7 protein-coding genes are annotated in these 12,596 nt (G+C 71.0%); 2 read left to right on the top strand and 5 right to left on the bottom strand.

Annotated features, from left to right (window positions below):
* Window positions 1-45: 45 nt before the first annotated feature.
* Together ACFTE1_RS17245 and ACFTE1_RS17240 are read right to left on the bottom strand one after the other, a co-directional pair.
* Window positions 46-1,089 carry an LCP family protein gene (locus ACFTE1_RS17245; protein WP_380624164.1) on the bottom strand — a complete coding sequence of 348 codons (1,044 nt, stop codon included), beginning with the start codon at window positions 1,087-1,089 and terminating at the stop codon, window positions 46-48.
* Between the two features lie 340 nt (window positions 1,090-1,429).
* Window positions 1,430-2,638: a methyltransferase domain-containing protein gene (locus tag ACFTE1_RS17240; protein WP_380624166.1), complete on the bottom strand. Its 1,209-nt coding sequence runs from the start codon at window positions 2,636-2,638 to the stop codon at window positions 1,430-1,432.
* A 229-nt stretch (window positions 2,639-2,867) separates the two neighbouring features.
* On the opposite strand from ACFTE1_RS17240, the gene ACFTE1_RS17235 reads away from it, so the two are divergent.
* On the top strand, window positions 2,868-3,554 hold the full coding sequence (locus ACFTE1_RS17235; RefSeq protein ID WP_380624168.1) for an HAD family hydrolase: 687 nt from the start codon (window positions 2,868-2,870) through the stop codon (window positions 3,552-3,554).
* 7 nt (window positions 3,555-3,561) lie between these two features.
* Here the strand turns inward: ACFTE1_RS17235 and ACFTE1_RS17230 are convergent, their stop codons facing one another.
* Window positions 3,562-6,765 (bottom strand): BTAD domain-containing putative transcriptional regulator, encoded by a 3,204-nt coding sequence (locus tag ACFTE1_RS17230; RefSeq protein ID WP_380624170.1) that lies wholly within the window; start codon window positions 6,763-6,765, stop codon window positions 3,562-3,564.
* A 293-nt stretch (window positions 6,766-7,058) separates the two neighbouring features.
* On the opposite strand from ACFTE1_RS17230, the gene ACFTE1_RS17225 reads away from it, so the two are divergent.
* Entirely contained in the window at window positions 7,059-8,090 is a 1,032-nt protein-coding gene (locus tag ACFTE1_RS17225; protein ID WP_380624172.1) for an NADP-dependent oxidoreductase, read from the top strand.
* A 169-nt stretch (window positions 8,091-8,259) separates the two neighbouring features.
* On the opposite strand, the gene ACFTE1_RS17220 is transcribed toward ACFTE1_RS17225, so the two are convergent.
* Window positions 8,260-10,911 (bottom strand): helix-turn-helix transcriptional regulator, encoded by a 2,652-nt coding sequence (locus ACFTE1_RS17220; RefSeq protein ID WP_380624174.1) that lies wholly within the window; start codon window positions 10,909-10,911, stop codon window positions 8,260-8,262.
* A 423-nt stretch (window positions 10,912-11,334) separates the two neighbouring features.
* Window positions 11,335-12,579, bottom strand: a complete 1,245-nt coding sequence (locus ACFTE1_RS17215; RefSeq protein ID WP_380624176.1) for a S8 family peptidase — start codon at window positions 12,577-12,579, stop codon at window positions 11,335-11,337.
* Window positions 12,580-12,596 lie beyond the last annotated feature (17 nt).

Genomic DNA, 12,596 nt, shown 5'->3' with positions numbered 1-12,596 from the left:
CGAACGGCATTGGATTTGCTCTAGGGCTTGCCGCGTCACGACCGGTCAGTCGTCGTGGACCCATTCCTCGTTGTCCGCCATCCACTCGTCCATGGTGTCCTCCCGCAGGGCCTCCCACAGCGCCTCGGCGGAATCCAACTGGCCGTTCTCCGGATTCATCACTTCGAAGTCCTCCCCGTTGATCTCCAGCGTCTCCGCCGGGGTCCGCACTCTCAGCAGGGAGTCCGGGTCGAGGTCGCGCAGCGCCACCACGAGGTCGGTGAACTTGGCGTCGCCCAGGTCCATGACCAGGTTCGAGCCCAGTCCCTCCAGCATCTTCACGGCCTTGCCGGGGTTCTTGTGGAAGTCCTGTTCCTTGGCGGCGTTGAGCAGCCCCATGATGGCCTGCTGCTGCATCTTCTGGCGCCCGTAGTCGCCGCCGACGCCGTTGGCCCAGTCTTCCTGCTCGCCCCAGGCGTAGCGTTCGCGGACGATCGACATGACGTCCTCCTTGCCGTACATGGCGCACTCGCCCGGGTAAGTGTCCTTGGTGCCGTGCTCGACGGTGATCTCGTGCCACGGGCACAGTTCGATCTCTCCGACGAGGTCCACCAGGTCCATGAAGCCGTTGAAGTTCGCCCGCACCGCTCCGTGGAAGGAGATGCCGGTGAGGTTGTCGACGGTGGCCAGGATGTTCTGTTCGGACTCTTCCCATTCGGTGAACCTGGCCGCGGCGGAGTTGAGTTTGGAGTCGCACGGGACGCCGTTGCCGCAGTCGTCGATCTCCACGAGGAGGTCGCGGGGGAGGGACACGAGATAGGCCTGGTCGAGGTCCTTGTTTATGTGGGCGATGATCATCGTGTCGGAGCGGGTGCTGCCGTTCTGGTCCTTGTCGACTCCGAGGATCAGGAAGTTCAGGGGCCCTTCGATATTGGTGGTGTCCAGCTCGGCGCGGGCGTCGCCGAGGATGTCGTCGTCGGCGATGCTGTCGTTGACCTTGTCGATGGAGAGCTGCATCCCGACGGCGGCGGCTCCGGCGGCCACCATGGTCACGGCTCCGACCAAGATGATGGGAAGGACCCACCAGGGACGGGTGCGAGAGGCTGGCATGAGGATCACTCCTATACGTTCGCGGCCCCTCAGAATAGGCGATGTCGCAGCGGTGCAACCGATTCACCCGGACGCGGCGTCTTAGGGGTAGAGGCGGCGTCTCAGCAGGTCCGGACACAGTCCGTGGGGGAACGGAGACAAGGGCTGCGGCTTGATCCGGCGGCCAGGGGCCACTTCTCGGGAGACCGAGGCAGGAGGGGATTCGGTGTCCTATCGCGAAGCCCCGGGCCGGATCGGCCCCGTACCCGGGAAGCGGCCTACTTCCGGTCGACGACGACTCCGCCCCGGACTCGAGCGGCCTCGAATCCGGGGCGGGGTGTTCCATATGCCGCCGACGAACCTATCGGCCGGCTGCCGACCAGTCGCTCTCCACCCGGTAGCGCGTCTTCTGGACGACCGCGAGTCCGGAGGGGAGCGGTCCTCCGTTCCTCCTCACGGCGATGCGCGGTGCGAATCCCTTGTCCCGCCCCCAGTTCTCGACGTGCCGTCGCAACCGCTCCGCGAGCGCGTCCTTCTCCGGCCCGAAGGCGACCGCGCTCAATGCGGCCCCGTCGTCCAGCATTTCGGCGCCCACATAAGCGAAGGAGCTCCCCTCCCACAGCGCCGGAGCCATGAGGTGGACGGGCGGCAGCGGGAACGCCGACCTCCGGAACCGGGTGACCCGCACGGTCTCCGGCTCGTGGAATCCGATTCTGTCCCAGAGGTTCACGATGGCCGGGTCCGAACGCCCGTCTCGAACCCCGGTCGCGACGACGACCGGGTCGCGGTCCTCCATCGCGGCACGCAGTTCGTCCGCCGTGCCGGGGTGGTCGGGGTCGACCGCCACGTCGACGGGCAGGCTCTCGTCCGCGACGTCCCGCTCCTGTCCGAGCAGGCCCCGCATGCGGATGAACCCGTACTGCCGCCAGTCGGCGCAGGCGAACCCGTCGTCCGCCTTCTCGAGTGTCATGCCCCGCCACATGCCCCGCAGCGTGAGCGGGGTGACGAGGCGGCCGCCGGGCTTCAGCTGGTCCTCCCACGCGGGTGAGAGGTCCCAGGCCCCGGTGGCGACGATGACGGCGTCCACCGTACCGTCGTCGAGCAGCTGCTCCGCCCCGTCGGCCTCCACGACGGTGGCGGTGTTCGCGTAGCCGAGCGCGGAGAGGTTCCGCTGGGCCGTCCGGCAGAGGTCGCCGTCGATGTCCACGGTGATGACATGTCCGTTGGGGCCCACGAGCTCGCAGAGCAGCGCGGCCTGATAGCCCTGTCCCGCCCCGATTTCCAGGACGGTGGAACCCGGTTCGACGCCGGCGTGGGTGAGCATGTGCGCCACGAGCCAGGGCGCGGAGACGCTCGACAGCATGCGGCCGTCGTCGTCGCGTTTGGTGACGACGGCCCGCGTCCCGTCGTAGCATTCCTCCAGTGGCGCTTCGGGGGCGAACCGGTGGCGAGGCACCGCCCGCATCGCCTCGGCGACGGAGGCGTCGATGTCCGGGTTCGTGTCCAGGATCCGGTCGACCATGCCGTCGCGCAGGGCGCGGTCGGCGTCGAGGGTGTCTGTCGCGGTCATAGGGTGACCTTAGCGGGTCCGGCCGACAGTCGACACCAGGCAATACACGGTTCATACGGAAGTTTGACGAGTTATTTCGAGCACGGTCCGCGCCGCCTTCCGGCCGGACCGCGTGTCCGACGGGTCGCCCGTAGTCGGGAATACGATGCCTCCGTAGCGTAGTCAGGGGTTGACTCTGCCGGTAGGGCCCGGCAGTATGGGGATCCCCCTGAGACGGAAGGAGTCTCCCGTGCTCATCTGCTTCGACATCGACGGAACCCTCATGAGGGACACCGAGGACACCCCCGCCATCTTCACCGAGGCCCTGCGCCCCCTGCTCGGCTTCGACCCGTCAGCCGGGGACGAGGAGCACGGCGTGACCGACCTCAAGGAGATCCGCGACCTGTTCACCTGGAACGGATTGACGGAGTCCGAAGCCAACGGGCGGCTTCCGGAGGCCATAGAAGCCCTGGGAGAAACCACCGAGAGGCACGCCGCCGAGATCCGGGCGGGGAGGGTGCTGTGCCCGGGGGCCGAGGCCGCGGTCGAGAAACTGGCGGCCGAGAGCGCGGCACTGTGCCTTCTGACCGGCAACACCCGGAGGCGCGCGACCGTCAAACTGGGCGACCTGCCTCTGGCGCGATCGCTGCGGGTCGGCGGCCCCGGCGGATACGGCGAGTCCTCGGTGCACCGCGCGGACCTCGTCGCGCTCGCCTGGGAGGAGTGCGGGGCCGGGGAGGACGAGGACATGGTCCTGGTCGGAGACACCCCGGCCGACGTGGCGGCGGCGAAGCTCAACGGAGTCGGAAGCGTGGCCGTCTGCACCGGGGCCTTCGGCGAAGGGGACCTCGGCGCGGCGGACGTGGTCCTGCCGGACTTGGCCCATCCCGGGGCGGTCGAGTCGATCCTCGGCGCGGCCAGGCCCTTCCGGCTCTGAACCGGTCCTACCGGTCCCTCTCGGCGTCCGCCACCGCTGCCATGACCGCGTCCGCGACGAGCGACCCCTCGGCGATCCGGTCGCGGACGAGTTCCCCTCCCGCCGTGAAGGCCTCGGAGAGCCCGTCCGCGGAAAAGGCGGTGCTGAGCCTCGCCTCGATCCGGTCGACGTCCCCTCTCTCGTTCTCGGGCAAGGGGGCGCCCGCGTGCGTCCGCGCCGCGTCGGCGACGCCCAGCAGACGCGCCGCCGCACCGTGCGAACCGGCGAGGGACGCCGCGCCGGCCAGGCCCTCCACGGCGAGGGCCATGGCGCGCGGGTCGTCGGTCCTCCGAGCGGATTCCAGGCTCTGTCGGTGCAGTTCGGCCGCGTCTGCACCGTCGGACCGCGATTCCGCGATGAAGCCCAACTCCGCCAGGCAGAGTGCGACGCCCGGCTCGTCCTCCATCTCCCTCGACCACGCCAGGCACTCGCCGAAACGCCTCTCGGCCTCGTCGAGGTCCCCGTTCCGCCGCAGGCTCAAGGCCATTCCGTACAGCGCGAACATTTCGGCGGAGGTGTCCCCCGCCGCGGTCGCGAAGGCCCTCGCGTGCAGCTCGGCGGACCCGGCGAAGTCCCGCGAGAGCAGGGCGAGACGCCCCAGGCCGGAGAGCTGATAGGACTCCGGCACGGCCATGCCCCACTCGCGGGCCAGGGCGAGGCCCTCCTCCCGCAGGCTCTGGGCCCCGTCGAGGTCGCCCCGGGCCTCGGCGGCGGAGGCGAGCACGTCTGCGGACTGGAGCCTCCCCCAGCGGTCGTCCCGCTCGGAGAACAGGGACCGGCTCGCTGCGGCGTCCTCCTCGGCCCCGGCGAGACGGCCCTTCATGAGCCGGTGCCGGGACCTGAGCAGGAGCGCGGCGGCCGTGCCCCAGTCGGACTCGACTGCGCCGACCAGGCGCGTCAAGCGGGACTCGTCAGGGGCGGCGACGCCCCGGTAGGAGCGGACGTACTCCAGGAACCACTCCAGCTCCGCCCGGCGGGACTCCTCCACCTCGGCCACGAGCACGTCCAGGGGAGTGCCCTCGTCGCTGAGCTCCCGCTCGCCGAGCATCGCCGCGAACAGCCCGCGCCAGGCACGCGCCTCGGACCGAAGCGCCGAGCGCACGTCCTTGAACGGCGCCGACAGTGGAGCGGCGAGGGCCGGCGACTCCGACTCCAGCGCCCTCGCGAACCAGCGGTGCGCCTCCGACAGCCGACCGCGCAGGAACCAGTACCAGGCCGACTCGTTCGCCAGCGCGAACGCCGAGGACAGGTCGCCGGCCGCGATCGAGGAGTCGAAGGCCTCGCGCAGCACGTCCGACTCGGTGTCCAGAAGACCGAGCTGCCCCCGCTGCCCGGGACCGCGCAGGCGCTCGGCCGAACCCCGGCAGAGGTCGACGCCGCGATGCCGCAGCCGTCGCGCGAACTCCTCGGCCTCACCCGCCTCGGCCAACTTCTCGGATCCGTAGGCGGCGATGGACTCCAGCAGCGCGTAGCCGCGACCGCCGGGCCGGGCCACGAGGCTGCGGTCCACCAGCGAACCGAGCAGGAGAACGACGGAGTCTTCGGCGAGCCCCGCACCGCCGCAGACGGCCTCGGCCGAAGAGAGCGAGAAGACGCCGCCGAACACCGACAGGCGCCGCAAGAGGACCTTCTCGTCCTCCTCCAACAGGTTCCAGCTCCAGTCGATCGCCGCCCGCAAAGTCCGCTGCCGGTCCGGCGCGCCGCCACCTCTGCCGGTCAGAAGGGAGAAGCGGCGGTCCAACCGGGCCGCGAGCTCGGCCGTCCCGATACCCCGCAGGCGCGACGCCGCCAACTCCAGGGCGAGCGGAATCCCGTCCAGGCGGCGGCAGATCACGGCCACGGCCTCGCCGTCGTCCAGAGTGAAGCCCGGGTCCGCCGCACGGGCGCGCTCCGCAAAGAGGAGCGAGGCCGGGTTCCCCCGCAGGACGGCGATGTCGGAACTCTCGGGAGGCGCGAACGGCTCGACGGGAAGGACGCGCTCGCCGGGGAGCCGAAGAGGCTCGCGGCCGGTGGCGAGGACCTTGCATGCGGGAGCGGCGGCGAGGAGGGACTCGGTCAGGCCGGCGGCGTCGCCGACGACATGCTCGCAGTTGTCGAGGATGAGGAGAGTCGGCCGCGCGTCCAGGGCGGAGGCGATCCGGCCGGTCAGGGGACGCGGACCGCCGTCGTCGCGGACGCCCAGCGCGGCGGCGGTCACGGTGACGACGTCCGATCCGCCCCGGGCAGGCGTCAGGTCCGCCATCCAGACGTCCTCGCCCCGTTCGGCGCCGACGGCCAGGGCGAGGCGGGTCTTCCCCACACCGCCGGGGCCGACGAGAGTGGCGAGCCGCGATTCGTCCAGGGCCGCTCCGGCACGGGCGAGCTCGTCCTCGCGGCCTATGAGGCCGGTGAGCGGTTCGGGCAGATTGCCCCGGCGCCGGGGCGGGGGAGCGAGGTCGGCGTCCTGCCGGAGGATGCGGGTGTGCAAGCGCTGCAAGGCGGGACCGGGGTCGGCGCCGAGCTCATCGGCGAGGGCGGCACGCACCTGTTCGTACTGGTTCAGGGCCTCGTGCTGGTTCCCGCTGAGGTACAGCGCCTTCAGCTGGACCTCGCGCAGGCTCTCCCGGGTGGGGTGCTCCAAGGCGACCGGTGCCAGGTCGGCCACGGCCGCTTCGGCCTCCCCGAGCTCCAGACGGGACTTCGCCAGCAGTTCGACGGCCTCCAACCGCAGCTCTTCCAGACGGCGGGCGGGGGCCTGCGCGAAGTCTTCGAAGGAGAAGTCGGCGAAAGGCTCCCCGCGCCAGAGGTCCAGAGCCTCGGAAAGGAGCGCGGCGCGCTCACGGGCGTCCGGTTCACCGCGCGAACGGCTTATCGCACGCTCGAACTCGGCGGCGTCGGTGTGGGAGGCGGCGACGTCCAGGAGATAACCCGAAGCGCGGCGGGCCAACGCTTCGCCTACCCCGGCTCCCCGCAGTGCGCTCCGCAGGCGGGAGGCCAAGGCCCGCAGGGAGGAACCGGGCTTGGCCGGCGGCTCTCCCCGCCACAGGATGTCGGCCAGCCGGTCGTCCGAAACTAGGCGTCCCGGGTCGATGAGCAAGGCGGCCAGAAGCATCCGCGCCTTCCTCTCGGGAAGCGCGACGGACGCGCCGTCGGCGTCCCAGATCGCCAAGGGCCCCAAGATCCCGAATCTCACCCCGACAGTCTATCCGTCCCAAGAAGAGCGGGTGTTCCACGTGCGGCAGCCTTCCCGAACGGGGCGGGTGCGCCGTCCGCAATCACCCTCCGCCTCAAGCGGACCGAGCTCGCCGGAAACTCCGACCGGACGCGGACGCCGGCCGTCGAGGGTTCTCGGCGCGGCCGCCCGAACGTCCCCGGCTTCGGGTCAGAGCCCTTTGACCAGGGCTCCAACGCCGTCCCAACGTTCTCCCAACAATCCGGGGACAAGCTGTGGACATGACACAGACGAACCGAGAAGGAGACCAGACCATGACCACCCGCCAGACCGCCGGAAACCGCACCGCCACCGAGATCCGCCTCGCCTCCCGCCCGGTCGGGACGCCCGTCCCCGCCGACTTCGCCTTCACCGAGGTCGACCTGCCGGAACTGGCCGAAGGCCAGATCCTGGTGCGCAACACCTGGATGTCCGTCGATCCCTACCAGCGCGAGAGGATGCGCCTGGACGTGGCCTGGGCGCCGCCCTATGAGGTCGGCGAGGCAGTCGACGGCCCCGCCCTGGGTGAGGTCGTCGAGTCCCGCGCCCCCGCAATCCCGGTGGGCTCCACCGTCGTCCACTTCCTCGGCTGGCGCGATCTGGCCGTAGTCGACGCCGCCGCGGCCACGCCCGTGGACCCGGACCTCGCCTCCCCGACCGACCTCATGGGGCCGCTGGGAACGACGGGCCTCACGGCGTACATCGCGCTCACCGAGATCGCGCCGGTCAAGGAGGGCGACGTCGTCTTCATCTCCGCAGCGGCCGGAGCCGTGGGCAGCATCGCCGGCCAACTGGCCCGCCGCTTCGGCGCCTCCACGGTGATCGGCTCGGCCGGGGGACCGGCCAAGGGCGAGAAGATCGTGGAGCGCTTCGGCTACGACGCCGCCGTCGACTACAAGGCCGGGGATCTCCGGGGACAGCTCGCGGCCGCCGCGCCCGAGGGCATAGACGTGTACATCGACAACGTCGGGGGCGAGCACCTCGAAGCGGGCTTGGACGCCCTGCGCCACCGTGGCAAGGCAGCCATCGTCGGGAACGTCAGCGGCTACAACGAGACGGGGACGCCGACCGGGCCGTCGAACTACTTCGACATCGCCGCCAAGGAGTTGACGGTCCGCGGAGTGCTCGTCGGCCACCACTTCGGCGCCTGGGCCGACTACATCTCCGAGGCTTCGCAGTGGCTGGCCGAGGGGAGTCTCGCCTCCGAGGCGACCGTCGTGGACGGGCTCGAGAAGGCGCCCGACGCCTTCATCGGGATGCTCAAGGGCGAGAACGTCGGCAAGATGCTGGTCCGTCTGGGAGAGTGACCGGCCGGAGTAACCGACCGGGCCGCCCTGCGGGGCGTCGGCCGCGACGGGAGGCGAACCGCGCCTCCGGCACGCGGATCGGCGCCCCGCAGGGCCGCGCGGAAAGGGAGTCGGTCGGTTCCGGACTCCAGGCGCCGTCTGAGAGTCCGGGGCTCGGCGGTCCGAGCCGTCAGCCCCGGACCCGGGCCACCAGCTCGGCCCGGTTGTTGACGTTGAACTTCCGGTACAGCTTGGTCAGGCGGCCCTCGATGGCCTTGACCGACAGGAAGAGGTTGGCCGAGATGTCGGCGTTGGTCAGGCCCGCCGCGACCAGCTCCACGATCCGCCGGTCCGTCGCCGTCATCTGCGGAGCGGTCTCCATGGCGCCGCCCTCCTCGATGTGGCGCTTGGCGACCGCGACCCACGGACGGGCCCGCAGCTCGGCGAACCTCTCGGCGGCATGGTGGAAAGAGGCGTTCGCGGCGCTGCGCCGCCGCAGCCGGAGCGCGATGCGCGCCAAGGCCAGATGAGACCGCGCCTTCTCCAACGGCTCGGCGTCGGTGTACTCCTTGAGCGCGCGGCTCAGCCCCTTGTGCGCCGAGTCCAGCTCCCCGGCCGCCGCCTGGCACGACGCCTTCGCCCGCGCCAGCGGCAGCCGCAGGAACGGGCGGTCGTGCTCGCGAATGCGCCGTTCCAGCGCCCTGGTCTGGGCGGTGGCCTCGGACATCCGCCCCGTGGCGGCAAGGGACGCGATGTGGTCGGTGTGCCAGGGGAAGACGGCCGGCTCCGTGTGCCGGTTGAGCTTCTCCATGTGGTGCGCGCGGGTGAAGGCCTCCACGGCCTCGGCGTGGTCGCCCTTGGCCGAGTGCGACAGCCCGAGCACGGCGTAGGAGAGGTCGAGCCACTCCTGGTCGCCGGCGTCCTTGCAGGAGGCGATGGCCATGTGGGCGTTCGCTATCGCGGAGTCGAACGAACCGCCGGCCCACTCGGTCTGGGCGGCCATGGACTGGCCGACGCAGGCGAGGTCGGTGCCCTCGGTCAACTCGGCGCACTCCCGCCCCGCCGCCAGAGAACGGCCGCAGTCCCCGGTGCGGTAGTAGATGGTGGCCGAGGAGACCAGAATCTGGCGCAGCAGGGAGAGCTGGTTGGTGCGCCGGACCTCCTCCTCGAGGGCGACGATCGCCTCGCGGGCGGTGCGGCCCTCGCCGCGGAAGAGATTCGACGTGCACCACAACTGGCGGGCCTCGACGGTCCGGGGATCCAGCGGCAGGGACGAGGCGATCGCGTTCGCCCGTTCGAGATCAGCGACCTGCGCTTCGGGATCGGCGTCGTCCGCCGCGGCGGAGGAGACCGTCAGCGCCCGCAGCACGAAGTAGTCGTCCTGCTGAGCCTCGGCGCGCACCAGCGCCTCCTTGGCGTGGTGGACCGACGCCGCGAAGTCCCGGTCGTAATAGGACAGCTCGGCCAGGTGAAGGGACAGCTCGGTCTCGCGCCGGGGGTCTCCGGCGGCGTCGGGGGCCGCGTTCTGCAGGTGCCTGCGCGCCTTGCCGATGTTCTGCCCCGCCAGGTCGTAGAGCAGCAGCCCCGCCTGGAAGCGCAGGTCCGGGAAGTCGCCGTCGGCGACCTCGGCCGCCAGTTGGTGGGAACGCTCCTCATTGCCCGAGTGGAGGTGGTACTCGGCGGCCCGGAGCCGGCGCCGGTCGCGCTCGCAGGCCGACGGGGTCCGGCACGCGGCCAGCTCGACCAGCTGCGCGGCTTCTGCGGGCGCCCCCCGCGACGAAGCCTGGGCGGCGGCCCCCTCGGCGGCCGCCGCGGTCTCCTCGTCGGCGGTGGCGGCGGACAGCACGGCGTGGCGGGCCCGGGCGACGGGATCGTCCACCGCGCCGGCCAGCGCCGCGTGGGCGCGCCTCTTCTGCGACGAGGTCGCCGTGGACTGGACCAGCTCGGGCAGCAGCGGGTGCCGGAACCGGATCGCACCGTTGGCGTCGATCGTGACCGTGTCCGACAGCTCCGCCGGCTCTAGGCAGTTTTCCGGCAGCGCGTCGCATGCCTGCAGCATGTCGAGCGTGGGATGGGTGGAGAGGGAGGCCACCAGCAGGGCCCACTTGGTGTCCTCGCTGTGCGGGCTGATGCGGGCGCTGATCAGGTCGTCCAGGTGGCGGGGGAGCGGACGCCGCCCGTGCCGCGAGAGGAAGTTCGCGCACTCGATGGCGTGCAGCGGGTTTCCTCCCGCCGTCGCGAGAATGTGGTCGCGGTCGGCGGCGGAGATGTTCGCGCGCTGTCCGGAGAGGATCGCCGCGATCTCCTCGTCCCGCATCGGTTCCAGCTCGAAGTGCGAGGCCCCGGCGGGATGGACGACGGACTCGGTCCCGGCGCGCTCGGCGATCAGCAGCGAACCGCGGAAGCGGTCGGTGCGCCGGGCGACGTAGGAGAGGACCTCGGCGCTGGACTCGTCGGTCCACTGCGCGTCGTCCAGGACGATCAGGAGGGGGCGCGAAGCCGAGGCGACGGAGAGGAGCTCGACCGTCGCCAGGAACAGCGGCATCCGGTCGGGCGGCGCCGTGCCCTTCAACAGCTGCGAGATGCTCTCGGCGTGCTCGGGCTTGAGACGGTCCACCAGCGGCCGCAGCTCGGTCAGGAGGTCGATGAGGACGACGCCGGGCAGATGACGCTCGCTGCGCGTCGGGCAGGCCTGGAGGAGCCGGAACTCTCCGGCGAGCCGGTCGACGACCTCGCCGAGGAGGGTGGTCTTCCCTATGCCGGCAGGGCCGGAAACGTACATGGTCTCCAGGTTCGCGGCGCCCTTGACTATGGCCGCGGCCAGTTCTCCCCTGTCGCTCATCGCCGACTCCCGCATCGAGTTCCGATTGTTACAGGATATGCATACGAGGGCACGGTTTCATAACGGAAGGATAAGGATTCGGACAACCCGTGAAACCACGCGGGGTAGTCGCGGCATTCGTTTCGCATGGTGGAACGGCCCCAACGGAAAAGGGGCCCGGGCTCTCGCCGCGGGCCCCGGGGACGGTTCCCGGTCCGGCCGCTCGGAGGGGGCGGCCCCGGGCCTAGTTGGTTGCTTCCTGTCGGTGGTGAGCGCGGAATCGTGTCCCAGTGCGTCGGATCTGTTCTTTCGCGTGGTCGAGGCGTCCTGGCGGACGTCCGACCGCGCGAAAGGGCGGAGACGGCGTGCTGGGACACGATTCCGCCCCTTGCGTAGAACACCAGGCCGCCGACGCTCCGCGCGGCACCGACGGGAAACATTCACCTAGTTCAAAAACTCGGTGTTGGCCAAGAGGTTCGGAGACCCCTCACCGACGTCGGTGAGGGCGTCCTCGATGGCGTTGTCGAGGATCGAGTCGCGAACCTCGTCAGGGGAGGCCGAGGGGTCCTCGCCCAGGACCAGGGCGGCGACGCCGGCGACGTGCGGCGAGGCCATGGAGGTTCCGGTCAAGGCCACGACCTCGGAGTCCGAGTCGTGGCGGGCCGAGAGGATGTCGGTGCCCGGTGCGAACACGTCGACGCACTCGCCGTAGTTCGACTCCCCGCGCCCGGTGTAGCGGGCGTCCTCGTCGGTGGAGTTGCCGACGGTGATGGCGGACTCGAAGCGGGCCGGGGCGTAGCCGCAGGCGTCGTCGCCTTCGTTGCCGGCGGCGACGACCACGGTCACGCCCTCGGCGATCGCGTTGTCGATGGCGTCGGAGTAGGCCTGGTCGGTGCCGTCGGAGGGGCCGCCGAGGCTCATGTTGAGGACGGCGGGGCGCTCGCCCTCGGTGGCGACCCAGTCGACGGCGGCGACGATGTTGTCGGTCGTGCCGTAACCGCTGCAGTCGAGGACCTGGACACCGACGACGTCCGCCTCGGGGGCGACGCCGTACCGCTCGCCGGCGACGGTGCCCGCGACGTGGGTGCCGTGGCCGTGGCAGTCGGTCGAGTCCTCTTCGCCGGCGAACGAGGGGCCCATCTCGGCGCGGTCGCCGAACTCCTCGTGGTCGGGGTTGATGCCGGTGTCGAGAACGTAGGCGGTCACGCCCTCTCCCGCCGAGTCGGGGCGGGTGAAGGAGTCGTCCAGCGGCAGCTCCCGCTGGTCCAGCCGGTCGCTGCCCCAGTTCGGGGGGTTCTCCTGCGTGTCGCTGACCTTGACGCGCTGGACGGCCTCGACATAGGCGACATCGCCCTCGCGGGCGAGGTCCTCGGCCTCGTCCAGGCTGCCGGAGAACGAGAAGCCCTCGACGGCGCTGGAGTAGACCTGGTTGACGTCCACATCGGAGGTGAGGTCGTCCGCGAGCGAGGTGACCGCCGAGACGCCCTGAGCGGCGCGGTCGTCGAGCACCGCGATGTAGCGGCCCTCGACGACCGAGTCGCTCTCGGCTCCGAGGATCTCCACCGGCGACTCGGCGAAGGCGTTGGAGGCCAGCGGGACCGAGACCGCCGCGACCGCGAGCGCGGAGCCCGCGACCGCGGCGGTGCGCCACTTCTTTCTGGTGCCGTGCCCATTCTTGGCGTTGTGCATTGAGTGATTCCGTTCCT

The organism is Salininema proteolyticum (assembly GCF_042685645.1).
Lineage (GTDB): Bacteria > Actinomycetota > Actinomycetes > Mycobacteriales > Micromonosporaceae > Salininema > Salininema proteolyticum.
The sequence above is the reverse complement of the archived record's forward strand: the minus strand, read 5'-3'. Positions and strand labels throughout refer to the sequence as shown.

What these genes read in the sequence shown, in the direction of transcription:
- ACFTE1_RS17245 (WP_380624164.1), bottom strand. Translation starts at nt 1,089, where the DNA reads ATGCCAGCCTCTCGCACCCGTCCCTGGTGGGTCCTTCCCATCATCTTG.
- ACFTE1_RS17240 (WP_380624166.1), bottom strand. Translation starts at nt 2,638, where the DNA reads ATGACCGCGACAGACACCCTCGACGCCGACCGCGCCCTGCGCGACGGC.
- ACFTE1_RS17225 (WP_380624172.1), top strand. Translation starts at nt 7,059, where the DNA reads ATGACCACCCGCCAGACCGCCGGAAACCGCACCGCCACCGAGATCCGC.
- ACFTE1_RS17220 (WP_380624174.1), bottom strand. Translation starts at nt 10,911, where the DNA reads ATGAGCGACAGGGGAGAACTGGCCGCGGCCATAGTCAAGGGCGCCGCG.
- ACFTE1_RS17215 (WP_380624176.1), bottom strand. Translation starts at nt 12,579, where the DNA reads ATGCACAACGCCAAGAATGGGCACGGCACCAGAAAGAAGTGGCGCACC.